Consider the following 25,789-nt stretch of genomic DNA (forward strand, 5'->3'; position numbering starts at 1 on the left):
AAAATCCTAAGAGCTCGCATTCTATTACTTATGATTTTGCGTGTCAAAATTACATCACTTTTTACACACTGACTTGGAATATGTTTTCACATGTTAACAAAAATACAATAATTAATAAAAAAATACATATAAATCAACAGGTTAATAATTCACATTTTAATCATTAAAAAACGAAATCGAGTTTATTTTTTTAACAAAAGTGTGTCATTATTAGTTTTATTGTGTACTTGACTTCCTATTACATATATTTTAATTATGCCAACCTTATTAATAATTTTATTTACCGAGAATTTTCACATCTTTCTTACATAAATTAAATTTAGATTATAAAAACATCCATATAATAACGGAACTAATTTAGTATTTTCTCGGCAGCCCATGTAATCATGTAGTTCAAGGTATTTTAAGTCTTTTTTGCATCATAAAAATTTGACAAAATGCAGTGCATAGTTACTCATGGCAGTGGTTCAACAGGCTATCACAAAAAATTTGCAAGACAGATCAAGGCAATAAGAAAAGTCTCAATAACACCAGATTAAGGCGCCCATTTATCTTTTTTTGACAGTCGAAACGTTTCACCTCCTTCATCATGGATAATCACGCATCACATTGATATTAAAGAAGTTTAATACCAAAAGCCAAAACGAAAAAATGGAGAAAATAATAATTTTCTTATTTTTAAATGTTTTTACATATCCGCACTCATTTTCCAGAAGCCTTGAATGAATCATATAAATGATTTATTCAAGGCTTCATCAACCGCCATCCTCATTTTATTACACCGCACAAGCGAAGCGGCAAACCTTAATTTATCTCGATATTCCAGCATGTTATGCTTATGCGCCAGGCACGGCTAGACCGAACATCATCACGTCTATTTAAAAGCCAACAAGCCTAATTCCGAATACAGAACCGCCCCTATTTTGTGATGGTTCAACATAGTCGACCCGGTAGTAAGCGCGGCGAATGTAGAGACTGATGCAATGAGAGGGGTTTATTTATATTTTTTAACTTTTCACTAAAAATGGGGGGTAAATACTGGCTTGTTGAGTAAACCAACAACGAACGCTCAAACAGCGCGACTCTATCCTGAGTGTCAGACATTGTTGATCGACCAGGGATGCGGCACCCGATAGTCGTGGTCATCCGCGCGGCGCCCCCCTGAGAGGGCCGATAATGCAGCGCATAAGCAAAGCGCGTTAACATCAGCTCAAAAATGCTAATCCCTTGTAATACTTCATATCTGCTCATCAACTTACCCACCGGAGAAACCGGGAATCCTCTGCAGATGGCATCGATGACTGGCACGCGCTACGACCATAATGCGTTGGCTGAGGCAGAATCAGACCAACGTCCGGCATGGCAATCAACTCGCCCCTATAGAGGTTATCTGGCTATCTATACCGTCAACCCACTCTGTCAGGGGTCAATGCGGACGTAAAACAATCCCCAGCCTGCCGTTGCGCTCAGGCCCAATTGCAAACCAGCAAAAACATGCCACTAGCGTGGATCAAAATCACCTGTTTATCGGTTCAATCCCAACTGGATTGCGGCTGGAGTTTTCAGCGCTGTTCTTTTCTACCGCACTTCCCCATGCGCTCTCCTCCTCGCCGCAATACTGAAGTATATTTCACGCTTATCAAATACCGCCATACCGCCGAAAAATATATCCCCAGAATCTATACCTTGCGTCTAATTTATTTATCCGGGAACGCTATAAAATTCGTAGGCACCTTCATTATCAATGTATAAATAAATAACTATACAATTATCCAATAATTAAAAAATCACCCTCCGCCGTTCAAAAAATCGATGATTAAAATCAATGAAGCAGAATAATAAATAATCTATACCTGTTTTCATACCAAATACCTCGAGGGATTGAAGAATGAAAAAAATAAATATAGCCACATGCACGCTGTCGGTACTCCTGCTGGCGGGATGCGTAGCGAAACCGCCTATCGCCACGGAAAGCGAAGTCCGGGATGCCGCCTCTTTTGCATTGAACGTCGATGCATCTCAGGTGACCATTTCGGATATTCGCCAGGAGGGCGTAAAGACCAATTTTGTTGCGACCATCGGCACGACCACTCACCGTTGTTACGTTACAAAAGCCGCTGAACCAAAATTGTATGGCGTGATATCGCTGGGTGGCAGCAGTACGGTATCCGATGCCATTTGCGCAGGTGGAAATGCGGGTTCGAATACCAGAACCTGTGATGCGTTATCGAAAAAAGCGGGTCGCTGTTAATTAAAAAAATAAGCGCTATCGGAAAGGATAGCGCTTATTTAACTGTTCACGTTACGCGTTATTATTCTACCAATAAAAATATTTAACGCTCAGCCAGTCTGTAAATCATGCCGCCGGATCGTCGAGCGTGGTCAGATCCCCCGGATCGCGCCCTTCGCAAATGGCCGGAATCGTACTTCGTAGCATCTTTCCCGATCGCGTTTTCGGCAGCGGCCCGTCGATCACCAGCATCCCCTTCTCGTTGACCGCGCAGGGTTCAGCGGTGACTTCGTTAAGCAACTGGACGTTAGCACGAGCAGTTTCGCCAGGACCTGTTTTATCGCCTGAGCATTCTGCGGCTGAAGCTATCGCCGCCGCGCGATATCTGGGGGTGAGCTGCACCACCTTCTGGCGCAGGTTAAAAGCCGAAAATTAGGGATCGGGATAAGGGCTGATCTCACGATCGGCCTCCTCCCACACCACCGTACATACGGGTCCGTATACGGCGGTTCGGTTATGTTGAGCGTCCCCTGCCTACATCTCTGGCAGGCCCACCTTATTGGGGAGGGCTATATTCAGCGCCGGACTACAGCTCATCCTCCACTCTTTATGGCAACTTCCCACTGTTTGCGCTGCAAGCTCTTTGCTTACTCCCCTACTGCGCAGCGCTTTGAAGCGCCTGCTGCCCGTTTTCCACTGTTTCCACAGCACACTTCGCAGCCTGCGCCTTATCCACCCGCTCAGTTCACGCATCAGCGATGGCCATTGGTTCAGCCTATAGTAACTTTTCCAGCCCGTCAGATATCGCTTTAACGGCTCGATTAGCTGCTCCAGGCTCCTGCCCATGTTACGCCCCGTCAGTTCTCTTATCCGCGTTTTGAACCGTTTTATCGAGTCCGGCGACACGACACACCATACCTGCCTGCCCCTCCTGAAGCTGTAACCCAGGAACTTACGCGTTTCGGGATGCGCTACCGCACTCTTCTTCACGTTGACCTTCAGCTTCAGCTTGCGGCTCAGCCAGCCTGTCAGCCCCGCCATCACTCGATTACCCGCTCGTTCGCTTCTCACATACACGTTGCAGTCGTCTGCGTAACGAGCGAACTTCAGCCCGCGTTTCTCCAGTTCCTTATCGAAGTCATCCAGCAACAGATTCGATAACAACGGCGACAGCGGGCCGCCCTGCGGCGTTCCTTCCGTCACCGGCCTTACCAGACCCGCTTCCATCACCCCCGCATTCAGGAACCTGCGGATTAGCAACAGCACCCGCTTATCCGACACCCGTTTTGCTATCCGGCTCATCAGCACATCGTGGTTTACCCGATCGAAGAACTTCTCCAGATCGAGATCGACCTCCCAGTGGCATCCCGACCCGATATAGCTATGAGCCTGTTTCACCGCCTGATGGGCCGAGCGTCCGGGGCGGAACCCGTAGCTACTGTCACTGAACGACGCATCCCACTGCGCCTGCAGCACCTGCATCATCGCCTGCTGGATGAAGCGCTCCACCACCGTCGGGATGCCCAGCAGGCGTTCGCCGCCGCCGGGCTTCGGGATGGTCACTCTTCTTACAGGGGATGGGCGGTACCTGTCGGACAGCAGTTGCGCTTTTAGCTCCGGCCAGTTGTGTTTCAGGTGGCCCGGCAGTTCGCTTACGCTCATGCCGTCGGCTCCCGCCGCACCTTTATTGGCCTTCACTCTTTTCAGGGCTTGCCTGAGATTGACTGGTTCACAAATGGCCTCCATCAGCCATACTGCTGACGACGGACTTTCTCTCGTCGTCGGTGCCCGTACGGTTTCAGCCCCCCTGAGAACCGGCTTCCGGGACTTCACCCCGTATTCGGGCTTCAGGGCCGCGATGCGTTTTCTGCTGCATGACCGTTCAGAACCTCCGCTGATACTCGTCACTCATTACCGTTCGGGCCTTCAGACGTTACGTCCTACTATGCCCTCTGCTGACTCCTGTCCGCCGATCAGCACACCTTACGATATGCTCAGTTCTGAATGCAGAACAACGAACAGGCCTCCCGGGGTAAGCTCAGCCGCTTTCACCACACACCTGCCCAATCTACCACCCCGGCTCTTGATGGTTATGGCCTTCGCAATCAATGGCTTGCTCCGCCAGCCGGGTAGGCCTCATATTGGGTTTCTGTTCGTCAGGTCATGGTTTTGCTTCACGCTTCCTTCAGACCCCGCCTCACGACGACGCCCTTGCGCTTTGCTAGTCCTTCGCCACCATCAGGCTGGACAGGGGACTTTCACCCCCGAACTGCTGAGCATGCCCGGCACACCATAAAAAAGCCCCACCGAAGTGGGGCTAAAATACGTTCAAAAGAATTAGGCACATATAAAAAAAACAAACTAATGAGAGTTTGCTACCTGAATTAGAACTGGTAGGTAGCGCCCAGTACGGTCTGATCGTCGGTCGCTAAACCGAGATTGTTACCATCTTTCAGCAGGTTGATTTTGTATGCTGCATCAACCGCAAAGTTTTTGTTGAAGTAGTAGGCTGCGCCCAGCTGAACATATTTAACCGCGTCGAAAGAGTGACCGGCAAGTTCCGCACGCTGCTGTACGTAACCAACGGTAGGCTGCAGACCGAAGTCAAAGGTGTAACCTGCGATAGCTTCAAACGCTTTAGATTTATCGGTGAAGAACGGATATGAGTCGTCTTCTCCTTTCACCTTCGCGGTCAGCGGGGTCATGTTGTGAGTTTCGGTGTACATTGTTGCCAGCATAATGCTGTTAGCATCGTACTTCGCACCCACGGACCAGGCTTCTGCGGTATCGCCGAATACTGGGTGGTAAGAAATATCATTCCCTTTGAATTCGCCTTTGAAATTCTGATCGGTCGTTTTCGCACGGCTGTATGCTGCGCCCAGGGTCACGCCTGAATCAGGAATTTCGTACTGGAGGGAAGTGCCGAAGCCTTCACCATTGGATTCCAGCGGATCGCGTTTATCTTCGTTAGCGCCCTGGTACTGCAGACCCAGCGCCAGACCGTCAACCAGACCGAAGAAGTTTTTGTTACGATAGGTCAGAACACCGGTGGTGCGCTGGTTCATGTAGTTGTCGACGTTCTGGAAAGAGTCGCCGCCGAATTCGGTCAGCACGTCAGTGTAAGAACCGATGTCGTACTGGATACCGTAGTTACGGCCGTAGTCGATAGAACCGTAGTCGCCCAGATCCAGACCAGCAAACGCCAGACGGGTGGATTCAGTCTGCGAACCTTCTGCCTGGTAAGCGTTGAACTGGTGTTCAAACTGACCATAACCCACCACGCCGTTGGCGATCTGAGTTTCACCTTTGAAGCCCAGACGAGCATAGGTCGCGTCAGAGTTGCCAACGGAAGAGGTGAAGTCGTGCTCTGCCTTCACTTTGCCGTACAGATCAAGTTTGTTGCTGTCTTTGTTATAGATTTCAGCAGCGTGAGCGGTGGATGCCAGCGCCACGAGACCGATCAGAATTGCCAGCTTGCTTTTCATCATTTTTTTATGTTCCTTTGATTATTATTCCCCGTAGGGATTTGCCCGGTAATCCAGGCTTTTTTAATGGCTCGCGAGGCTATCGCGCGTCATTAAAAAAGCCCTCCCGCAAGGGAGAGCCTAAGGCTGATTACCGAATTCAAAGGATGAGCTGGCTTCCGAGCATCCCGCGATGCAAGCGGGATTCAGAATCGATTTGACGTATGCCGAACGAACGTGCAGAGGCTATCGTGCTCCGCATAGAACCATTCCGTATCATTTTGCCACTCATCAATTAACAAATAATGGATCTTCAAAAAACACCACATCTGCTTTTGCAGTTTTTATTACGGTATTTTTTGTTACGCACTCGTTATCGGTGCTTTTATTTCTTTTCAACGCAGAAATAACCGGCCTTCAGATAGGTGTGAAAGCGTTTACTTCTGGTCGTAAATTTGTGTAAAGCCTAATATTTAAAATATAACTCCGTCAACATGAATTAATTGTTAAACAACATCTCTAAAATAAGTAACGAATGGCAGCAAAGCCTCATACCAGGTAGGTTTCACCCCATACCCACTGTACCTTAAGCATAAATCATCAGCATGATTTGTTGACTAAAATCAAATTTCAATGGTAAATGTTAATAAATCCGCAATGATTCTTTAATCATCACAGCTGCTTTCGCAAATCAAAATAATGTAATCGGTTAACCTTGATAGCAATTTATTCATAATTATTTAATTTAAGATGATGAAAAAAAATAATAGCGACAAGAAAGGTTAAATTTCTTGATAGGAAAAATACGATGAAAATAAACACCGAAATAAATAGCCTGGTAATAAAATCACTGCTAATAAATAAAATATTTAAAATGCTTAAAATAAATACGTGATGTGATTTTAATTTCGCCACACGTAATACCAGCATCGCGGAGGGAAAAAAGCGAATATTGCAGGGTTGGAAAATGAAGGGCACAAACAAAGAAAGGATGCTCTCACGCTGAAGGTGAAAGCATCCGGGATCGGTTATTGCGGTTTATACAGGATTAGCTCACACCAGTGAGCGAAGCTCTTCACGCATGTAGGAAGAGAAGAATTCAGGGTTCTTAATCACCATATGCTCGCCGGACTCAACCTTGTCGGCCCATCCTGCGACTTTATCGGTAAATCCGTCGCTCCAGCCTTCCTGATGGCCGCGTTCAGCCACATCGGCAGCGCTTGCCGGAGTACCTAATTCTTTCAAATATTTCAGAATTCCCTTTGCCGTACTTTCATCCATGGACTGTGGTACTGGCTCAGACGTGTTCATACCACCAATAAAATCCAACGCTTTATCAATGACTGCTGGCATATGCTTGTCCTTAAAATTAACCACGTAGTAATCAAGTCTATACTATGGACCGGAATCCGCCGCAATTTCAAAGGAACCGCTCACGTTATTGCACTTATTCTCGATCAAAAATCACGTTTTATGGCTGTTTTGCGCAAAAAACAGAGCACGCTGCGCAAAAAAAAGCCGGTACAGCATGTACCGGCTCAGCAGTCAGAACGGGATTACGCGTTGCTGACTGGCTTTTGCTCCGCGCTGGATTTGGCGTTTTCCAGCATCCGGCGAACCGGCACAATCAGCACGCACAGCACCGCCGCACAAATCAGCAGCGCGATAGAACAGCGGGCGAACAGATCCGGCAGCATATCCAGCTGGTCAGCCTTCACGTGGCCACCGATCAGACCCGCCGCCAGGTTACCCAGCGCACTGGCGCAGAACCACAGCCCCATCATCTGGCCGCGCATTCTCTCCGGTGCCAGCAGCGTCATGGTCGCCAGACCAATCGGGCTCAGGCACAGTTCGCCGAGCGTCAGCATCAGGATGCTGCCCACCAGCCACATTGGCGATACGCCAGCGCCGCCGTTACTCAGCACGTTTTGCGCCGCCAGCATCATCAGGCCAAAGCCTGCCGCCGCACACAGAATACCGATAACGAACTTGGTGATACTGCCAGGACGGACGTTTTTACGCGCCAGCGCTGGCCAGGCCCAGCTAAAGACCGGTGCCAGCAGGATGATAAACAGGGCGTTAATCGACTGGAACCACACCGCAGGGATCTCAAAATCACCGATCATGCGGTTGGTATAGTCGTTAGCAAACAGGTTAAAGGACGTTGGCTTCTGCTCGAAGGCCGACCAGAAGAACGCGGCGGAGACCAGCAGAATAAAGCACACCAGCAGACGCGCGCGCTCTTTACGGCTCAGGCCCGCGAAGGCAAACAGGTAGATGAAGTACAGCGCAACGGACGCCGCAATCACGTACACCAGCACGCTGGCAACCGCCACCGGGTTAATCACAATGATGCCCTGGGCAATCAGGGTGATAATCACCGCCACGCCCACCGCTAACGCCAGCAGCCACGCGCCGACGCCGTTTTTCTTCGCCACCGGACTGTTCCAGGTGGAGTCGAGGCCGACTTCACTGTCGTAGCGTTTCATCGCCGGTACGGCGAACACGCGGAAGATAACCAGCGCCACCAGCATCCCGATACCACCGATGCCAAAGCCCCAGTGCCAACCGTGGGATTTAATCAGCCAGCCGGAAATCAGCGGCGCGATAAATGACCCCATGTTGATACCCATATAAAACAGCGAGAAGCCGCCGTCACGACGGGCATCGCCCTTTTTATACAGTGTACCAACCATGACCGAGATACAGGTCTTGAACAGACCAGAGCCCAGCACGATAAACATCAGGCCGATAAAGAACAGGTTGTCACCCATAAAGGCCGACAGCGCGATCGACAGGTGGCCGAGCGCAATCAGAATGGAGCCGTACCACACTGCCTTTTGTTGGCCAAGCCAGTTATCGGCCAGCCAGCCGCCCGGCAGCGCCGCCAGGTACATGGTCCCCGCGAAGATCCCTACAATCGCCGAGGCGTTTTCACGCGCTAAGCCCATGCCGCCGTCATAGACGGTTGCCGCCATAAACAGAATCAGTAACGGGCGGATACCGTAAAACGAGAATCGCTCCCACATTTCGGTAAAGAACAGCGAACCCAATGGGTACGGATGACCGAAAAAGGTTCGGCTTTCGTTTTTATTAACAGAGGAATGCATAGTTTCTCCAGAAGGTGCGTCGTAACGCAGGTAAGTCGTGTATACCCGTCATACTTCAAGTTGCAGGTGCGTTGGCTGCGTTCGCTCACCCCAGTCACTTACTAGAGTAAGCTCCTGGGGATTCACTCCCTTGCCGCCTTCCTGCAACTCGAATTATTTAGGGTATATGCGGGCTAACCATTTTTTAATTTTGTCGATGAATAACATCTGACACGGTATTTTTTAACCATTTGATAACCATTAAGTGGTCGTGTCTAGCCCTTGACCCGGTATTTTTAGACGAAAAGTCGACAAAGTTCTAGTTTTACAGATTTTGTATTGGAAAACCCAATGTAGTGATTGACATCACATAACCATAGGTTTAAGTGGTAATAATCATTTTAAAACAATCAATTAGATAAAAATCAATCGCTAAATAAAGCCCTGATAATCGTGCAAAATAATCGTATAAAAAGTATGGAAAACGGGGTGTTCATCATAATGATGATGGGAGATCTGGATAAATCATGGGAAGAGAGATGGCAGGATGGGGGTCGCGCTATCACGTCATCGTATAGCGCAACCGGAATGCGGTTATTTCGCGTGCCAGTAGGCGCTTGATCGCACCAGCTGCGGGTCGATAGCGTCGGTCACAAAACCATCGGTCAGGTTTTTTACCACCTTCCCTTCACCGCTCAGCCAGATAAAGTAATCCGACGCCGGCACCGTGAGCTGTGCCAGCCGCGCGGCAACGGTGGCTGCATCGTAGCCGGAGATCCACTCGATATTGAAACCATCAAACCCGGCCAGATAGGCTTTATCCGCTTCGTCTTTTACCATCACCAGCGCCGTTACCTGCGGGCGCTCCGCTAGCGTTTGCAGCGCTTCCAGACGGCGACGCAGCGCTGGCATACCGGTTTCATCGCAAACATACAGCTGCCAGGCATAATCTTCCGGCACCACCAGTGAACCGCGCGGGCCGCCGATAAGCAGCGTATCGCCTGCTTTTGCCTCCATTGCCCACTGGCTGGCAACACCGCCATCGTGGATAAAGAAATCGTAGGCCAGCTCATGGCGCTCGGCGTTATAGAGCGGCGTATAGTCGCGGGCCTGCGGGCGTACACCGTCTGCCCACACAATGCCCTCATCGGTCATCGTCGGTGGTGTCAGGGTGCTACCTGCCTGCGGGAAAAACAGCTTGGTGTGATCGTCAAAGCCACGCGAACTAAAACCATCCAGCGCCTCGCCGCCCAGCACCACGCGCTGGAAAGCGTCGCCAATGCGCTCAACGCGCAGGACGGTCAGTTCACGGAAACGGAGTTCATTGCGCACGCGCTGTGGGTATTTGTTCTCTTTCATTCGGCGTCTCTCTCACAAATAGATATATCTAAATCATTTGCAAATGATAATGATTGCCAACTAAGCAGAAAGCAAGCTATTTTTAAGATATATGAATAACGGCGCACAAAAAATTCACCATTAAAATTAAAATCATTAAATATCAATGTATTAATAAATTTCTCATTTTCGATATTGCTAAAGACATAACTTTAGATATAAATTAGATATATCTAAACAACGTAAGGATAAACATCATGAGACCTTTCTCTGATTCTGAACATCGTGGCCGTGGTGGTCGCGGACATCGCGGCGAGCACGGTGAGTGTGAACATCGTGGCGGGCGTGGTGAAGGCCACGGCAGCGGCGGACGTCGCCAGCGCTTCTTCGGCCACGGCGAACTGCGCCTGGTGGTCCTCAACATCCTGAAGGATAACGCCAGCCACGGCTATGAACTGATTAAAGCCATTGAGGCGCTAACCCAGGGCAACTATAGCCCAAGCCCGGGCGTTATCTACCCGACGCTAGACCTGCTCCAGGACCAGGGGCTGATTACCGTGCATGAAGAGGACGGCGGGCGTAAAAAAATCGCCATTACCGCAGAAGGCATCCAGACGCTGAAAGAAAATCAGGAACCGCTGGAGCATATTCAGGCACGGCTGAAGTCCAGGATGGTCGGACATGAGCTGCGCAAAAACCCGCAGATGAAGCGGGCGCTGGATAACTTTAAGGCGGTGCTCGACCTGAAGGTAAATCAGGGCGAGATCGGCGACGCGCAGCTGAAGCAGGTGATTGGCATTATCGACCGCGCGGCGCTGGAGATCTCGCAGCTGGATTAATGCAGTACGGTGACCGCATCCTGTAAACGGCTGGCGCGGTGTTTTACCATCGCTGACACGTTGGCGCTTTCCGCCACCAGTCCGGCGTTTTTCTGGGTGATCTCATCCAGCTTCGCCACGGCACGCGTTAAATCAGACAGCCCCGTGGCCTGTTCAGACGTAGATTGACTAATCTGCGCAATCAGTTGGGTGACATTTTGTACCTGCGAGACAATGTCATCCATCGTGCGCCCGGCAGCGTGAACCTGCTCGGAGCCCGACTGCACCTTGCTGGCGCTGGCCTCAATCAGCTGACGAATTTCGTTTGCCGCCGTCGCGCTACGGCTCGCCAGATGGCGAACTTCCCCGGCGACCACGGCAAACCCTCTCCCCTGCTCGCCCGCGCGCGCCGCTTCAACGGCGGCGTTCAACGCCAGGATATTGGTCTGGAACGCGATATCGTTAATCAAGGTCGTGATAGAACCGATGCGCTGCGTGCTGTCAGCGATATCTTCCATGGTCTGCACCACCCGGTGCATCGCCTGGCCGCCCTGCGCCGCCGCGCCGCTGGCCGCCAACGAAAGCTTATCGGCCTCGGCGGCCGTCTGAGAGTTATTCTGCACCGACGCCGCCATCTGGCTCATGGTCGCCACCGTTTGCTGCACGTTGACCACCGTTTCCTGAGTGCGCTGATTCAGATCTTCATTACCTCGGGCTAGCACATCGCTGCCGTCGCTCACGCTATTCACCTGCGTCGAGACATCGTTTATCAACCAGCGGCACATCAACCCGAGCTGGCCAACCGCGCGTAGCGTTAGGCCCAGCTCATCGCTGCGCGGCAACGGATCAACGCTGTTACGTTCACCGGTTGCCACGCTAAGCGCCTGTCGCGCCACATTTTCCACCGGGCGAACAATCTGCCACTCCAGTACCAGCGTGGTCAGTAAGAGGATCACCGCCGACGCCAGCACCGGCAGAATCGGTGCGCTCAGGGCCAGCAGGCTCATCGCAAGCAGCAGGTAGAACCCCAGCATAATGCTTCTGACCCGCCAACGCAGCGGGATAGCCGACAGCTTGCCCCACCAGCGTTTACTGATAGCACGACCTTTATAGAGACGCTTATTGCTGCGTTCTTCGCGAAGCGCCTGATACAGCGGCTCAACCGCCGCCACCTCTTCCTCGCTGGCTTTGGTACGAATCGACATATAGCCAATCGTTTTGCCATTACGCACCTGGGGGATGGCGTTCGCACGCACCCAGTAATGGCCGCCGTGTTTCGGGCGATTTTTGACGATACCGCTCCACGGCTCGCCCTGCTTCAGAGTACGCCACATATCGGCGAAAGCAGCTTTTGGCATATCAGGATGGCGCACCATGTTGTGCGGCTGGCTCAGCATCTCGTGGCGGCTATAGCCGCTCACCTTTATAAAGGCATCGTTTACGTGGGTGATATAGCTGTTGAGATCGGTGGTGGACATCAAAGTGGTGTGGTCGTCCAGAAGCGATTCGGACGAATTCAGGTCGGGCAGGGTAGACATACGAACATCCTTTTCAGGTGCAAAGAGAAATGTATTACAATTGTTATATCGGAGGATATTAAATTAACCTTAATTGTTAATTTTGCGTTAGATCGCAAAATCGACAAAAGCCCTACTTTCCCCACGTCATTCTTTGCTGCTCAGTCGTGGCGCAAAACCTGCCCTTTTGTAGGGCAATACGCCCAACCACAACGCACCTCTGCGTGACCGCTTTCACACTCTCCCGTTTCGCTGGACGATTAAATATTGTACAAGTGCGATTTCCCCTGGCGTTTATCCCGATTTTTACCGTCAACGCTGAGGTGGCGTAATCCCTGCAATACTTAAATCAGTATCGTGTGATACGTGATCCCCAGGAGCTTATTTTGAACAGGTTACCTTCCAGCGCATCGGCTCTGGCCTGCAGCGCACACGCACTGAATCTCATTGAAAAGCGAACGCTTGATCATGAGGAGATGAAAGCTCTTAACCAGGAGGTCAGGGAATACTTCAAAGAACATGTGAATCCGGGGTTTTTAGAGTACCGAAAATCTGTAACTGCCGGTGGGGATTACGGAGCCGTAGAGTGGCAAGCGGGAGGGTTAAATACGCTTGTCGACACCCAGGGTCAGGAGTTTCTCGATTGCCTGGGCGGTTTTGGTATTTTCAACGTGGGGCACCGTAATCCAGTGGTGGTTTCCGCCGTACAGAATCAACTCGCAAAACAACCGCTTCACAGCCAGGAACTCCTCGACCCGCTACGGGCGATGCTCGCCAAAACGCTGGCGGCACTGGCGCCGGGCAAGCTGAAGTACAGCTTCTTTAGCAACAGTGGCACCGAGTCGGTAGAGGCGGCGCTGAAGCTGGCGAAAGCCTACCAGTCGCCGCGCGGCAAGTTCACCTTTATCGCCACCAGCGGCGCGTTCCATGGCAAATCGCTTGGGGCGCTGTCGGCCACCGCCAAGTCAACGTTCCGCAAGCCGTTTATGCCGCTGCTGCCGGGCTTCCGCCACGTGCCGTTCGGTAATCTCGACGCCATGCGCACGATGCTGAGCGAATGCCAGAAAACCGGCGATGACGTGGCGGCGGTGATCCTCGAGCCCATCCAGGGTGAAGGTGGCGTCATTCTGCCACCGCAAGGCTACCTGCCCGCCGTGCGTAAGCTGTGCGATGAGTTTGGCGCGCTGCTTATCTTCGACGAAGTGCAAACCGGCATGGGGCGCACTGGCAAGATGTTCGCCTGCGAGCATGAGAACGTTCAGCCGGACATTTTATGCCTGGCGAAGGCGCTCGGCGGCGGCGTGATGCCGATTGGTGCGACCATCGCCACCGAAGAGGTGTTCTCGGTGCTGTTCGACAACCCGTTCCTGCACACCACCACCTTTGGCGGTAACCCGCTGGCCTGTGCGGCCGCGCTGGCGACCATCAACGTGCTGCTGACCGAAAACCTGCCCGCTCAGGCGGAGCAGAAAGGCGATATTCTGCTGGACGGCTTCCGCAGCATGGCGCGCGAATATCCGGATCTGGTCCGTGAAGCGCGCGGCAGAGGCATGCTGATGGCCATTGAGTTTGTCGATAACGAAATCGGCTATCACTTTGCCAGCGAGATGTTCCGCCAGCGCGTGCTGGTTGCCGGGACGCTCAACAATGCCAAGACCATCCGCATCGAACCGCCGTTAACCTTAACGATGGAACAGTGCGACCAGGTGCTTAAAGCCGCGCGTAAAGCGCTGGCGGCCCTGCGTGTCAGCCAGAGTCAGGTTGCCACCGAGCAGTAAACTCACGCCCCCTACCCTTTGGTGGGGGGGCGTTCTTTGAATCCCATCACAATCATCGCATTCCCCTTTTCCCTTTTTCCCGCCGACGGCTAAATTAGTAACTCATCCGACCACATAACAATAATTTCACATACTGGACATCCTTATGAGCTATCCGTCGCTGTTTGCCCCGCTCGATCTTGGTTTTACCCAGTTGAAAAACCGCGTGCTGATGGGTTCCATGCATACCGGGCTGGAAGAGTATCCCGATGGCGCCGAGCGTCTGGCGGCGTTCTACGCGGAACGTGCGCGTCACGGCGTGGCGCTGATCGTCAGCGGCGGCATCGCACCGGATGCTACCGGCGTAGGGATGGCCGGCGGCGCGATGCTGAACGATGTCAGCCAATTGCCGCACCACCGCACCATTACCGATGCCGTCCATCAGGAAGGCGGCAAAATTGCGCTGCAGATCCTGCATACCGGGCGCTACAGCTACCAGCCAAACCTGGTCGCCCCTTCCCCACTTCAGGCCCCCATCAACCGCTTTACGCCGCGCGAACTCACCCACGAAGGTATCCTCGCGCTGATTGACGACTTCGCCCGCTGCGCCCAGCTGGCGCGGGAAGCAGGCTACGACGGCGTGGAGGTGATGGGCTCGGAAGGTTACCTGATTAACGAATTTCTCGCCGCGCGCACCAACCAGCGCGACGATCAATGGGGCGGCAGTTATGAGAACCGCATGCGCTTCGCGGTAGAAGTGGTGCGCGCCGTACGCCAGCGTGTCGGGAATGACTTTATTATTATCTATCGCCTGTCGATGCTTGATCTGGTAGACAACGGCGGCACCTTTGATGAAACCGTACGTCTCGCTCAGGCGATCGAAGCCGCGGGCGCAACGATCATCAACACGGGGATCGGCTGGCACGAAGCGCGGATCCCAACCATCGCCACGCCGGTACCGCGCGGTGCGTTTAGCTGGGTGACACGAAAATTAAAAGGTGTGGTCACCGTTCCGCTGATTACCACTAACCGCATTAACGATCCGCAGGTGGCGGACGATATTCTGGCACGCGGCGATGCCGATATGGTGTCGATGGCCCGTCCGTTCCTTGCCGATGCCGAGCTGCTGTCAAAAGCTCAGTCGGGACGCAGTGATGAGATCAACACCTGTATCGGCTGCAACCAGGCCTGTCTGGATCAGATCTTTGTTGGCAAGGTAACCTCATGCCTGGTCAACCCGCGCGCCTGTCACGAAACCAAAATGCCGATCCTTCCAGCGACCACGCGCAAAAACCTGGCGGTCGTCGGCGCAGGCCCGGCGGGGCTGGCGTTTGCGATCAACGCCGCCGCGCGCGGCCATCAGGTGACGCTGTTCGACGCCAGCGCGGAGATCGGCGGGCAGTTTAATATCGCCAAACAGATCCCCGGCAAAGAAGAGTTTTACGAAACGCTGCGCTACTACCGCCGGATGATCGACGTCACCGGCGTGGCGCTGAAGCTCAACCAGCGCGTCAGCGCCGGCGATCTTCTCGGCTTTGATGAAGTGATCCTATCTACCGGGATCGCGCCGCGTACCCCACCGATCGACGGCATCGATCACCCGAAAGTGCTGACCTATCCGGACGTACTGCGTGACAAGACGCCGGTGGGGCAGCGCGTGGCGATCATCGGCTGCGGCGGCATCGGTTTTGATACGGCGATGTACTTAAGCCAGCCAGGCGAGCCAACCAGCCAGAATATCGCGGAGTTTTGCGCAGAATGGGGCATTGATACCAGCCTGCAGCAGGCGGGCGGCCTGCGCCCGGAAGGGCCGCATCTGGCCCGCAGCCCGCGGCAGATTGTGATGCTGCAGCGTAAAGCCAGCAAGCCGGGCGAAGGGTTGGGCAAAACCACCGGCTGGATCCACCGCACCACCCTGCTTTCACGCGGCGTGAAGATGATCCCGGCGGTCAGCTATCAGAAGATAGACGACGAAGGGCTGCACGTTGAGATAGGCGGTGAAGCGCAGGTGTTGGCGGTTGATAACGTGATTATTTGTGCCGGTCAGGAACCAAACCGTGCGTTGCAGGAACCATTACAGGCGGCAGGTAAGACGGTACATCTTATCGGTGGCTGTGATGTGGCCAGTGAGCTGGATGCTCGGCGGGCGATTGCGCAGGGGACGAAGCTGGCGCTTGGAATTTAACATGCCCCCGGCGTTGCATTCGCTCGGCCGGGCTACATCGATGGTAGCCCGGCCGAGCGAACGCGACGCCGGGAAAGCTCGATCTCATTAACGACGACGGCCCAGCTTCACCGCCTTCAGGATCACAAACTTGTTGTTGGTGGCGATGGTTTCGCAGTTACCAAAAATCTTCTTCAGTTTGTGGAAATAGTCCAGGTGACGGTTCGCCACGATATACAGCTCGCCGTTAATTTTCAGGCAACGACGGGCGTGGTGGAACATCTCCCACGCGATGTTATCGGTCAGCGCATGCTTCTGGTGGAACGGCGGGTTGCAGAACACCGCGTTAAAGCGGAACGGTTCTACGCCGGAGAGCGCGTTGTTAATCATAAACTCGCTGCGATCCAGCGCGTCTGGCAGGTTGATTTCCACGTTCAGGCGGCTGGAAGCGACCGCCATCGGCGATTCATCAACAAACACCACGCTGGCTTCTGGGTTCTTTGCCAGCAGCGTCATACCCAACACGCCATTGCCGCAGCCGAGATCGACAATCTCGCCTTCCAGGTTTTCCGGCAGATGCTCCATAAAGAAGCGCGCGCCGATATCCAGCCCGGTACGGGAGAAGACGTTCGCGTGGTTGTGGATAGTCCAGTCGGTGCCTTCCAGCTTCCAGCTCAGGGTCTGGGCCGTTTCAGCCAGCGCCGGTTTGGTAAAGGTGCCGTTAATCAGGCGCGCCTTTTTCCATGCCAGCGTGGTGGTGGTTGGGCCCAGCACTTTTTCAAACAGCTCAAGCGTAGACGTATGGATATCACGCGCTTTTGCACCGGCAAGAATGCGCGTTTCTGGCGTGACCACGTCGCGCAGCGCACGCAGTTGCTGCTCCAGCAGCGCCATGGTTTTCGGCAGCTTAATCAGCACGACGCCCGGCGCCTGCGGGTATTCTGCGGTGCTGTCGAGGAACTTCACGCTCGACTCGGCAATGTCGTTGTGGCGCAGGTTTTCACGCGTCGCCAGCTCGCTTAAGTAAGAGTCGCCGATGCTGTACGGCGTATGCTCCGCCAGCGCGCAGGCCAGCGCACCGAAGGTATCATTCAGGATAAGCACCGGGCCGCGAATCTCAGTATCGTCCAACTGTTGCAGCAGATATTCATCGGCTGCTTCCCACGCCAGCAGTGGGTTAACGTCGTCCGTCTCCGGGAAACGTTTAAGTGTCAGTGAACGGAAACCGTTGTCTGTGTGGCTCATCGGCCCTCCTGAATGGTAAAATTTCGGCGTATCCCTGAAAAGGGTGCGTGAGTATACACTTTTTATGATTGGCATGGGCAAAGATGAACCAACTAACTTACCTCCAGGGCTACCCGGAACATTTGCTTTCTCAAGTGAGAACGCTGATTGCTGAACAGCGTCTGGGGGCGGTACTGGAAAAACGCTATCCGGGCACCCACGATTTCGCCACCGATAAAGCCCTCTGGCAGTATACCCAGGATCTGAAAAGCCAGTTCCTGCGTAACGCGCCGCCGATCAATAAAGTCATGTACGACAATAAGATCCACGTGCTGAAGAACGCGCTCGGGCTGCACACGGCGGTATCCCGCGTGCAGGGCGGCAAGCTGAAGGCCAAAGCTGAGATCCGCGTGGCGACCGTATTCCGCAGCGCGCCGGAGGCTTTTTTGAAGATGATCGTGGTACACGAGCTGGCGCACCTAAAAGAAAAAGAGCACGACAAAGCGTTCTATCAGCTGTGCTGCCACATGGAGCCGCAGTACCATCAGTTGGAGTTTGATACCCGTTTGTGGCTGACGCACCTTTCGTTAAAGGAATCTGCGTAGTCGCCCACTGGCAATGTCATAAAGGCGTGTTACATTGACGAAAGAATCCCTTTATGGAGCCAGAAGGCGTTTATGATACGTTTCGCAGTGATTGGGACAAACTGGATCACCCGCCAGTTTGTCGATGCCGCGCATGAGACCGGCAAGTACAAGTTGACCGCCGTCTATTCCCGCAGCCTTGAGCAGGCGCAGACCTTCGCCAACGATTATCCCGTCGAACATCTGTTTACGTCGCTGGACGCCATGGCGCAAAGCGAAGACATTGACGCGGTGTATATCGCCAGCCCGAACTCGCTCCACTTCCCGCAGACAAAGCTGTTTTTACAGCATAAAAAGCATGTGATTTGCGAGAAGCCGCTGGCCTCCAACCTGCATGAAGTCGAGCAGGCTATCGCCCTTGCGCGGGAAAATCAGGTGGTGCTGTTCGAAGCGTTCAAAACCGCCAGCCTACCCAACTTCCAGATTTTGCAGCAGTCGCTGGAGAAAGTGGGCCCGGTACGTAAGGCGTTTATCAACTACTGCCAGTACTCCTCGCGCTACCAGCGCTACCTGGACGGCGAAAATCCAAATACCTTTAACCCGGCCTTCTCCAACGGCTCGATTATGGATATCGGTTTCTACTGTCTGGCCTCTGCGGTAGCCCTGTGGGGTGAGCCGAAGCAGGTACAGGCGTCTGCCAGCCTGCTGGATAGCGGCGTTGATGCGCACGGTATCGCGGTGCTCGACTACGGCGATTTCAGCGTGACGTTGCAGCACTCTAAGGTCAGCGACTCTACCCTGCCGAGTGAAATTCAGGGCGAAGCCGGTGCGCTGGTGGTGGAGAAAATCTCCGAGTGCCAGAAGGTCTCCTTCATCCCACGCGGCAGCAAAGCGCAGGATCTCAGCCAGCCTCAGCATATTAATACTATGCTGTATGAAGCCGAGGAGTTTGCGCGCCTGGTCGAAAACAACGAAGTGGACCATCCCGCCCTTGAAGTGAGCCGTATCACCGCGAAGGTTCAGACGGAAATTCGTCGCCAGACCGGCGTTGTTTTCCCGGCGGATGTCCCTGCCGCGTAAAACAACGTAAAGCACATGTTACAGGCCATTGACGAAATCAATGGCTTGTCATATTTTGTTACGTGCAAAGGGGAGTAACTTCCTTGTCGGTGGATCGTCATTACGATACGTGCAAAACCGTATCCGGTCGCCGAGCAACGGAAAACGAATGCGCCACCGCATTCGTTTTTAGTTGTAAGTGAGACCTTGCCGGAAGGCGAGGTCTATGCATAAAAAAGCAGCGGCTATCGTCTTCTGACGTTAGCCGTTTTTTTTATGCGTAAGGAAAAATTCTATGAATACAGTCGGCACACCGTTGCTGTGGGGCGGATTCGCTGTCGTCGTGGTGATTATGCTCGCTATCGACCTGTTCCTGCAGGGCCGTCGCGGCGCGCACACCATGTCCATGAAACAGGCGGCAGCCTGGTCGCTGGTGTGGGTCACCCTCTCGTTACTGTTTAACGCCGCGTTCTGGTGGTACCTGGCGGAAACTCAGGGCCGCGCGGTCGCTGACCCGCAGGCGCTCGCCTTCCTCACCGGCTACCTGATCGAAAAATCGCTGGCGGTAGACAACGTCTTCGTCTGGCTGATGCTGTTTAGCTACTTCTCGGTGCCTGCGGCGCTGCAGCGCCGCGTGCTGGTCTACGGCGTACTGGGCGCGATCGTGCTGCGTACTATCATGATCTTCGCGGGAAGCTGGCTTATCTCCCAGTTCGAATGGCTGCTGTATCTCTTCGGGGCGTTCCTGCTGTTCACCGGGGTTAAGATGGCGCTGGCGAAGGAAGATGAAGGCGGAATTGGCGACAAACCGTTGGTGCGCTGGCTGCGCGGGCATCTGCGGATGACCGACAAAATCGAGAACGAGCACTTCTTTACCCGTAAGAACGGCGTGCTGTTTGCCACGCCGCTGCTGCTGGTGTTGATTCTGGTGGAGTTGAGCGATGTTATCTTCGCGGTCGACAGTATTCCGGCTATCTTTGCGGTCACCACCGATCCGTTTATCGTGCTGACCTCTAACCTGTTCGCGATCCTTGGTTTGCGTGCGATGTACTTCCTGCTGGCGGGCGTGGCAGAGCGCTTCTCGATGTTGAAGTACGGGCTGTCGGTAATCCTGGTGTTTATCGGTATCAAGATGCTGATCGTCGATTTCTACCATATCCCAATCTCGGTATCGCTGGGCGTGGTCGGCGGGATCCTGGCATTCACCCTGATCCTCAACGCCTGGGTTAACCACTGTAACGATCTGAAAAAGCAGAAAATGTAACCCGTAGCCCGGCCGAGCGTAGCGACGCCGGGAGTGGCACCGAGCCTCCCCGGGGTCGGCGTGAACGCCTCGCCCGGGCTACTTTCATACTTCAATCTACGTCACACAATGTAAATTATTAGTTAAAAAATATGATGTGTGGCGTAAATTCCAGCATTTTACACTTCCCCAAACCACGACTTTCCTTATACTCGATCTAGCAAACACTTTTTTACATCCAGACATAAACGTAACAAATAATACGTCGCTGGAAAGACACAACTCATCACGTTAAGGAATGCAATGATGACACAACAACCCGCATCATCTGGCTTCATGCGTCTTCTGACCCGGGGTAGTCTGGTTAAACAGATCCTGGTTGGACTTATCCTCGGTATTCTTCTGGCGCTGGTTTCGAAACCTGCCGCTATCGCTACCGGCCTGCTCGGTACGCTGTTCGTCGGCGCGCTGAAAGCCGTTGCCCCAGTGCTGGTATTAACGCTGGTCATGGCCTCGATAGCCAACCACCAGCAGGGTCAGAAAACCAATATCCGCCCCATTTTATGGCTCTATCTGTTCGGCACCTTTGCCGCGGCGCTAACCGCCGTTGTCGTGAGCTTTATCTTCCCTTCCACACTGCAGCTTTCTACTAGCGCAACGGATATCACGCCACCAACCGGTATTGTGGAAGTCATGCATGGCTTGCTGATGAGCATCGTCGCTAACCCAATCCACGCGCTGATTAACGCCAACTACATCGGCATTCTGGTGTGGGCGGTCGGTCTGGGCTTCGCGCTGCGCCACGGTAATGAAACCACGAAGAATCTGGTCAATGACCTGTCAGACGCGGTCACCTTTATCGTGAAGGTCGTTATCCGTTTTGCCCCGATTGGTATTTTCGGTCTGGTCTCTTCGACGCTTGCCACCACGGGTTTCTCCGCACTGTGGGGTTACGCGCAGATTCTGCTGGTGCTGGTTGGCTGTATGGCGGTAGTCGCGCTGGTGATTAACCCGCTGCTGGTCTATTTACAGATTCGCCGCAACCCGTATCCGCTGGTGCTGATGTGCCTGCGCGAAAGCGGCGTGACCGCCTTCTTTACCCGCAGCTCGGCGGCGAACATTCCGGTCAACATGTCACTGTGTGAGAAGCTGAATCTGGACCGCGACACCTATTCGGTCTCTATTCCGCTGGGGGCAACGGTCAATATGGCGGGTGCAGCGATTACCATCACCGTACTGACGCTGGCGGCCGTACATACGCTGGGAATCGCTATCGACCTGCCAACCGCGCTGCTGCTGAGCGTCGTAGCCTCGCTCTGCGCCTGCGGCGCTTCCGGCGTGGCGGGCGGTTCACTATTGCTGATCCCGCTGGCCTGTAACATGTTCGGTATCCCGAACGAGATTGCCATGCAGGTGGTGGCGGTCGGGTTTATTATCGGCGTGCTGCAGGACTCGTGCGAAACCGCAATTAACTCCTCTACCGACGTGATGTTCACCGCTGCCGTATGTCAGGCAGAGGATGCACGTCTGGCGAAGAACGCCCTACGTAGCTAACGCTCTGACCCCTTCGCCATCAGGCGGAGGGGTTCTCTTCCTGTACCTTCTTCTCGACCTTAAACGGGTCAATTCCCTTACGCTGCATCCGCCAGAAGCGAATGATGTTCAGGCCGTTCATCACCAGGAAGCTGCCCTCAATCATCGTGCCGCCAATTGAGCCAAGCCAGAAGTTATGGATAACCCAGCAAAGCGTGGAACACCACATCACGCAGCGTACCGTCAGCCCTTTACAGCGGAACAACGCCCAGGTACTGGCTACCGTGCCGGCGATCGGCAACAGCTCCATAGCATGGTGCAATTTGCTTAGCCCAAGAATCAGCGTCAGCGCAATAAAGACGAACATCACCCAGATCCGGCGCGTGTAGACCGAAATAATGGTTCGGATAACGTTCAGCTCGGCGCTCATCCCGGCGGGAATCGCCCCCATCAGGAAGAAGTGCACGCCAATGGTGGCGCTGTAGAGGGAGAGCTGGAACTTAAAGCGCCGTTCATCGCGGTTGATGAAGGTAGTGATACCGATGATAAATGCCAGAACGCCAACGCCCTGGGCCAGCCAATACGCCGTCATGAGAGGTCCTTGTTAAACAGCATAAAAAAACGGCGTTTCACACAATGAAACGCCGTTTTATCGTATCAGATCACATTTTTATTACAACGTGACGCCGCTCTTAAAGATGGCCAGTTCACGGAAATCATTGCGCTCGTTGCAGGTCTGTTTGCCGTTGGCGAAGTCGACGATAACGTCAACAAACTCTTCCAGCAGCTGAGGCATCGCTTTGCCGTGAATCAGTTGGCCAGCATTGAAGTCGATCCAATGTTTCTTCTTCTCAGCCAGCTCGCTGTTGGTGGCAATTTTCACCGTCGGCACAAAACCACCGTAAGGGGTACCACGACCGGTGCTGAACAGCACCATATGGCAGCCCGCGCCCGCCAGGGCACTGGTCGCCACCGCATCGTTACCCGGTGCGCTGAGCAGGTTCAGACCGTGCGTCTTCAGGCGTTCACCGTAGCGCAGAACGTCAACCACTTTGCTGGAGCCCGCTTTCTGCGTGCAGCCCAGTGATTTATCTTCCAGCGTGGTGATACCACCCGCTTTGTTGCCCGGCGATGGGTTCTCGTAGATTGGCTGGTCGTGGGCAATGAAGTACTGCTTAAAGTCATTGACCATGGTCACCAGCTTGCCGAAGGTTTCTTCGTCACGGCAGTGGCTCATCAGCAGCTGCTCGGCGCCGAACATTTCCGGCACTTCGGTCAGCACGGTGGTGCCGCCGTTGGCAATCACGTAGTCGGAGAAACGACCCAGCATCGGGTTGGCGGTAATGCCGGACAGGCCATCAGACCCGCCGCACTCCAGACCAAACTTCAGCTCGCTCAGTTTACCCGGCTCGCGTTTGTCATTGCGCATCACGTTGTACAGCTGATGGAGATGTTCGATCCCTGCTTCCACTTCGTCTTCCTGGTGTTGGCAGACCATAAAGTGAACGCGTTCAGGATCGAACTCCCCTAAGGTTTCGCGGAACGCATCGACCTGGTTGTTTTCACAACCCAGGCCAACCACCAGCACCGCACCCGCATTCGGGTGACGCACCATGTTTTGCAGCATGGTGCGGGTGTTGATGTGATCGTCGCCGAGCTGCGAACAGCCGTAGGTGTGACTGAAGAGATGAACGCCGTCGATACCTTCGGCATCGTTGGTCTCTTTCAGGAAACGGTTCTGCATCTGACGAGCCATGGCGTTCACGCAGCCCACGGTCGGCAGGATCCAGAGTTCGTTACGCACGCCCACGTCACCGTTCGCCCGGCGGTAGATCTGCACGTCACGATCGACGGGCTGGGCAACCTCTGCCTGGAAATCAGGTTGGTAGCTATACGTGTCCAGATCGCTCAGATTGGTGCGCGTGTTATGAGCATGAATATGCTCGCCCGCCGCCACATCCACCAGCGTGTGACCAATCGGTAAACCGTATTTAATGACGTTTTCACCCTTCGCGATATCGCGTAAGGCGAACTTGTGGCCACGCGTGACCGCCTGACGCAGGGTAATCACCTGCCCATCAACGGTGACGTCGGTTCCTTCGGCCAAATCAGCGAGCGCGACTGCGACGTTATCCAGCGCATGGATCTTGATGTATTGCATACCAACCCCAGACTTTAGTTCAGTTCAATGGCGAAGTAGTCACGCGCATTGTTAAAGCAAATGTTTTTCACCATCTCACCCAGCAGCTGGATGTCAGCAGGCGCTTCGCCCGCAGCAACCCAACGGCCAATCATCTGGCACAGAATACGGCGGAAGTATTCGTGACGGGTGTAAGACAGGAAGCTACGGCTATCGGTCAGCATGCCGACGAAGCGGCTCAGCAAGCCCAGCTGTGCCAGTTGAGTCATCTGACGTTCCATACCGTCTTTCTGATCGTTGAACCACCAGCCGGAACCGAACTGCATCTTGCCCGGCATACCTTCACCCTGGAAGTTACCGATCATGGTGCCCAGCACTTCGTTATCGCGTGGGTTCAGGCAGTACAGAATGGTTTTTGGCAGCAGATTCTGTTCGTTCTGTTTGCTCAGGAGCTTAGACAGCTCTTCCGCCATTGGGCGGTCATTGATGGAGTCGAAGCCGACGTCCGCACCCAGCAGTTTGAACTGACGCAGGTTGTTATTACGCAGCGCGCCGATGTGGTACTGCTGTACCCATTCGCGACGTGCGTATTCAGCGCCCAGGAAGACCAGTACGGCGGTTTTGAACTGGGCGACTTCGTGCTCGCTCAGGGTTTCACCGGCCAGACGGCGTGCCAGGATGCTATCCAGTTCCGCTTCGTTAGATTCCGCGAACAGGACAACGTCCAGCGCGTGGTCAGAGACTTTACAGCCGTGCGCGGCGAAGTGATCCAGACGCTTGGTCAGCGCAGTCTGCAGGTCAGCAAAGCGACGGATGTCGGTGTCAGACACTTCACCCAGTTTCGCCATGTAATCGTTGAAGGTTGCCAGTTCAATGTTGAACGCTTTATCCGGGCGCCAGCTCGGCAGCACTTTCACGTCAAAGGAACCGTCTTTCGCGACGGCCGCATGATGTTCCAGAGAATCGATCGGGTCATCGGTGGTGCCGACCATTTTCACGTTCATCTGCTTCATGATGCCGCGCGCGGAGAATTTGTCCTGAGCCAGCAGCTCGTTGCACTCATCCCAGATTTCGCCAGCGGTAGACGGTGAAAGCAGTTTACCGGTGATGCCGAATGGGCGACGCAGTTCGAGGTGAGTCCAGTGGTATAACGGGTTGCCGATGGTGTGCGGCACGGTGGCAGCCCACGCGTCAAACTTCTCGCGGTCAGACGCATCGCCGGTGCACAGGCGTTCCGCTACGCCGTTGGTACGCATTGCGCGCCACTTGTAGTGATCGCCTTTCAGCCAGATGTCATACAGGTTTTTAAAACGATAGTCTTCCGCAACCTGCTGTGGTGGCAGGTGGCAGTGATAGTCGAAAATCGGCTGATCTTTTGCGTAGTCGTGGTACAGACGGCGGGCAAATTCGGTGTCTAACAGAAAATCTTCAGTCATGAACGGGGTCATTATCGTCTTCCTCTCAACGAGTGGGTCAGATGTTTATCTGTAATGCTGTCAAAGTTATCACACCAATTTCGTTCAACCGAAGATTTTTTCGTGAGTTAGATCAATAAACCTTGACAAAAAATGACAGAAAAAATGAAGAAACACCCCTGCAAGCCGCGCCGCGCCTGGCCTGGCCTATCTA

General features: G+C 53.6%; 19 protein-coding genes and 1 pseudogene. 9 read left to right on the forward strand and 11 right to left on the reverse strand.

The genetic code is table 11. The features are described from left to right. Positions 1–1,288: 1,288 nt before the first annotated feature. Complete coding sequence (locus AB2B48_RS14670) at positions 1,289–1,441, forward strand: hypothetical protein (protein ID WP_368299512.1); 153 nt, start codon at positions 1,289–1,291, stop codon at positions 1,439–1,441. Positions 1,442–1,960: 519 nt separating this feature from the next. Beyond that, positions 1,961–2,251: a hypothetical protein gene (locus tag AB2B48_RS14675; protein WP_368301969.1), complete on the forward strand. Its 291-nt coding sequence runs from the start codon at positions 1,961–1,963 to the stop codon at positions 2,249–2,251. Between the two features lie 105 nt (positions 2,252–2,356). Here AB2B48_RS14675 and AB2B48_RS14680 read toward each other — a convergent pair. The 6 genes and pseudogenes from AB2B48_RS14680 to AB2B48_RS14705 all read right to left on the reverse strand — a co-directional run. After that, positions 2,357–2,461 (reverse strand): annotated as a pseudogene (locus AB2B48_RS14680) (hypothetical protein); the annotation flags it as partial. A 303-nt stretch (positions 2,462–2,764) separates the two neighbouring features. Further along, the gene (ltrA, locus tag AB2B48_RS14685; protein ID WP_368299513.1) at positions 2,765–3,892 is read right to left on the reverse strand and encodes a group II intron reverse transcriptase/maturase; all 1,128 of its coding nucleotides are present in this window, start codon (positions 3,890–3,892) and stop codon (positions 2,765–2,767) included. 722 nt (positions 3,893–4,614) lie between these two features. Beyond that, a complete protein-coding gene (locus AB2B48_RS14690; RefSeq protein ID WP_368299514.1) occupies positions 4,615–5,718 on the reverse strand; it encodes a porin in 1,104 nt (367 codons plus the stop codon). 1,029 nt (positions 5,719–6,747) lie between these two features. Continuing rightward, the gene (locus AB2B48_RS14695) at positions 6,748–7,047 is read right to left on the reverse strand and encodes a DUF1889 family protein (protein WP_191092061.1); all 300 of its coding nucleotides are present in this window, start codon (positions 7,045–7,047) and stop codon (positions 6,748–6,750) included. A 203-nt stretch (positions 7,048–7,250) separates the two neighbouring features. After that, complete coding sequence (locus AB2B48_RS14700) at positions 7,251–8,804, reverse strand: peptide MFS transporter (protein ID WP_185667889.1); 1,554 nt, start codon at positions 8,802–8,804, stop codon at positions 7,251–7,253. Between the two features lie 573 nt (positions 8,805–9,377). After that, complete coding sequence (locus tag AB2B48_RS14705; protein WP_368299516.1) at positions 9,378–10,142, reverse strand: siderophore-interacting protein; 765 nt, start codon at positions 10,140–10,142, stop codon at positions 9,378–9,380. 236 nt (positions 10,143–10,378) lie between these two features. On the opposite strand from AB2B48_RS14705, the gene AB2B48_RS14710 reads away from it, so the two are divergent. Then, positions 10,379–10,960 (forward strand): PadR family transcriptional regulator, encoded by a 582-nt coding sequence (locus tag AB2B48_RS14710; RefSeq protein ID WP_368299517.1) that lies wholly within the window; start codon positions 10,379–10,381, stop codon positions 10,958–10,960. Here AB2B48_RS14710 and AB2B48_RS14715 read toward each other — a convergent pair. Then, positions 10,957–12,477, reverse strand: a complete 1,521-nt coding sequence (locus AB2B48_RS14715; protein ID WP_368299518.1) for a methyl-accepting chemotaxis protein — start codon at positions 12,475–12,477, stop codon at positions 10,957–10,959. The two genes, AB2B48_RS14710 and AB2B48_RS14715, sit on opposite strands and share 4 nt — an antisense overlap. 365 nt (positions 12,478–12,842) lie before the next feature. On the opposite strand from AB2B48_RS14715, the gene ygjG reads away from it, so the two are divergent. Both ygjG and AB2B48_RS14725 read left to right on the forward strand, forming a co-directional pair. Beyond that, positions 12,843–14,234 carry a putrescine aminotransferase gene (gene ygjG, locus AB2B48_RS14720; RefSeq protein ID WP_368299520.1) on the forward strand — a complete coding sequence of 464 codons (1,392 nt, stop codon included), beginning with the start codon at positions 12,843–12,845 and terminating at the stop codon, positions 14,232–14,234. Between the two features lie 145 nt (positions 14,235–14,379). Next, positions 14,380–16,398: an FAD-dependent oxidoreductase gene (locus AB2B48_RS14725; RefSeq protein ID WP_368299522.1), complete on the forward strand. Its 2,019-nt coding sequence runs from the start codon at positions 14,380–14,382 to the stop codon at positions 16,396–16,398. A gap of 87 nt (positions 16,399–16,485) precedes the next feature. Here AB2B48_RS14725 and rlmG read toward each other — a convergent pair whose 3' ends face one another. Next, positions 16,486–17,622: a 23S rRNA (guanine(1835)-N(2))-methyltransferase RlmG gene (gene rlmG, locus AB2B48_RS14730; RefSeq protein WP_368299523.1), complete on the reverse strand. Its 1,137-nt coding sequence runs from the start codon at positions 17,620–17,622 to the stop codon at positions 16,486–16,488. An 83-nt stretch (positions 17,623–17,705) separates the two neighbouring features. Here rlmG and AB2B48_RS14735 point away from each other — a divergent pair, with 83 nt between their 5' ends. From AB2B48_RS14735 to sstT, 4 genes are all read left to right on the forward strand, one after another. Then, complete coding sequence (locus AB2B48_RS14735) at positions 17,706–18,206, forward strand: YgjP-like metallopeptidase domain-containing protein (protein WP_185667882.1); 501 nt, start codon at positions 17,706–17,708, stop codon at positions 18,204–18,206. Between the two features lie 72 nt (positions 18,207–18,278). Further along, positions 18,279–19,265, forward strand: a complete 987-nt coding sequence (locus tag AB2B48_RS14740) for a Gfo/Idh/MocA family protein (RefSeq protein WP_185667881.1) — start codon at positions 18,279–18,281, stop codon at positions 19,263–19,265. 274 nt (positions 19,266–19,539) lie between these two features. Continuing rightward, on the forward strand, positions 19,540–20,508 hold the full coding sequence (locus AB2B48_RS14745; protein WP_368299524.1) for a TerC family protein: 969 nt from the start codon (positions 19,540–19,542) through the stop codon (positions 20,506–20,508). A gap of 282 nt (positions 20,509–20,790) precedes the next feature. After that, positions 20,791–22,041 (forward strand): serine/threonine transporter SstT, encoded by a 1,251-nt coding sequence (gene sstT / locus AB2B48_RS14750; RefSeq protein ID WP_368299525.1) that lies wholly within the window; start codon positions 20,791–20,793, stop codon positions 22,039–22,041. Between the two features lie 19 nt (positions 22,042–22,060). Here sstT and AB2B48_RS14755 read toward each other — a convergent pair whose 3' ends face one another. From AB2B48_RS14755 to uxaC, 3 genes are all read right to left on the reverse strand, one after another. Continuing rightward, positions 22,061–22,612: a YgjV family protein gene (locus AB2B48_RS14755; RefSeq protein ID WP_333498718.1), complete on the reverse strand. Its 552-nt coding sequence runs from the start codon at positions 22,610–22,612 to the stop codon at positions 22,061–22,063. Between the two features lie 81 nt (positions 22,613–22,693). After that, positions 22,694–24,181, reverse strand: coding sequence for a UxaA family hydrolase (locus tag AB2B48_RS14760; RefSeq protein ID WP_220440912.1), 1,488 nt, complete (start codon positions 24,179–24,181; stop codon positions 22,694–22,696). Between the two features lie 14 nt (positions 24,182–24,195). After that, a complete protein-coding gene (uxaC, locus tag AB2B48_RS14765) occupies positions 24,196–25,608 on the reverse strand; it encodes a glucuronate isomerase (RefSeq protein ID WP_185667876.1) in 1,413 nt (470 codons plus the stop codon). Positions 25,609–25,789: the final 181 nt, after the last annotated feature.

Source organism: Kluyvera sichuanensis (genome assembly GCF_040930405.1).
GTDB classification, from domain to species: Bacteria; Pseudomonadota; Gammaproteobacteria; order Enterobacterales; family Enterobacteriaceae; genus Kluyvera; species Kluyvera sichuanensis.

Bases quoted from the DNA above. Each gene is read 5' to 3' on its own strand.
- AB2B48_RS14670 (WP_368299512.1), top strand. From the start codon at position 1,289: ATGGCATCGATGACTGGCACGCGCTACGACCATAATGCGTTGGCTGAG.
- ltrA (WP_368299513.1), bottom strand. From the start codon at position 3,892: ATGAGCGTAAGCGAACTGCCGGGCCACCTGAAACACAACTGGCCGGAG.
- AB2B48_RS14690 (WP_368299514.1), bottom strand. From the start codon at position 5,718: ATGATGAAAAGCAAGCTGGCAATTCTGATCGGTCTCGTGGCGCTGGCA.
- AB2B48_RS14695 (WP_191092061.1), bottom strand. From the start codon at position 7,047: ATGCCAGCAGTCATTGATAAAGCGTTGGATTTTATTGGTGGTATGAAC.
- AB2B48_RS14700 (WP_185667889.1), bottom strand. From the start codon at position 8,804: ATGCATTCCTCTGTTAATAAAAACGAAAGCCGAACCTTTTTCGGTCAT.
- AB2B48_RS14705 (WP_368299516.1), bottom strand. From the start codon at position 10,142: ATGAAAGAGAACAAATACCCACAGCGCGTGCGCAATGAACTCCGTTTC.
- AB2B48_RS14710 (WP_368299517.1), top strand. From the start codon at position 10,379: ATGAGACCTTTCTCTGATTCTGAACATCGTGGCCGTGGTGGTCGCGGA.
- AB2B48_RS14715 (WP_368299518.1), bottom strand. From the start codon at position 12,477: ATGTCTACCCTGCCCGACCTGAATTCGTCCGAATCGCTTCTGGACGAC.
- AB2B48_RS14725 (WP_368299522.1), top strand. From the start codon at position 14,380: ATGAGCTATCCGTCGCTGTTTGCCCCGCTCGATCTTGGTTTTACCCAG.
- rlmG (WP_368299523.1), bottom strand. From the start codon at position 17,622: ATGAGCCACACAGACAACGGTTTCCGTTCACTGACACTTAAACGTTTC.
- AB2B48_RS14735 (WP_185667882.1), top strand. From the start codon at position 17,706: ATGAACCAACTAACTTACCTCCAGGGCTACCCGGAACATTTGCTTTCT.
- AB2B48_RS14740 (WP_185667881.1), top strand. From the start codon at position 18,279: ATGATACGTTTCGCAGTGATTGGGACAAACTGGATCACCCGCCAGTTT.
- AB2B48_RS14745 (WP_368299524.1), top strand. From the start codon at position 19,540: ATGAATACAGTCGGCACACCGTTGCTGTGGGGCGGATTCGCTGTCGTC.
- sstT (WP_368299525.1), top strand. From the start codon at position 20,791: ATGATGACACAACAACCCGCATCATCTGGCTTCATGCGTCTTCTGACC.
- AB2B48_RS14755 (WP_333498718.1), bottom strand. From the start codon at position 22,612: ATGACGGCGTATTGGCTGGCCCAGGGCGTTGGCGTTCTGGCATTTATC.
- AB2B48_RS14760 (WP_220440912.1), bottom strand. From the start codon at position 24,181: ATGCAATACATCAAGATCCATGCGCTGGATAACGTCGCAGTCGCGCTC.
- uxaC (WP_185667876.1), bottom strand. From the start codon at position 25,608: ATGACCCCGTTCATGACTGAAGATTTTCTGTTAGACACCGAATTTGCC.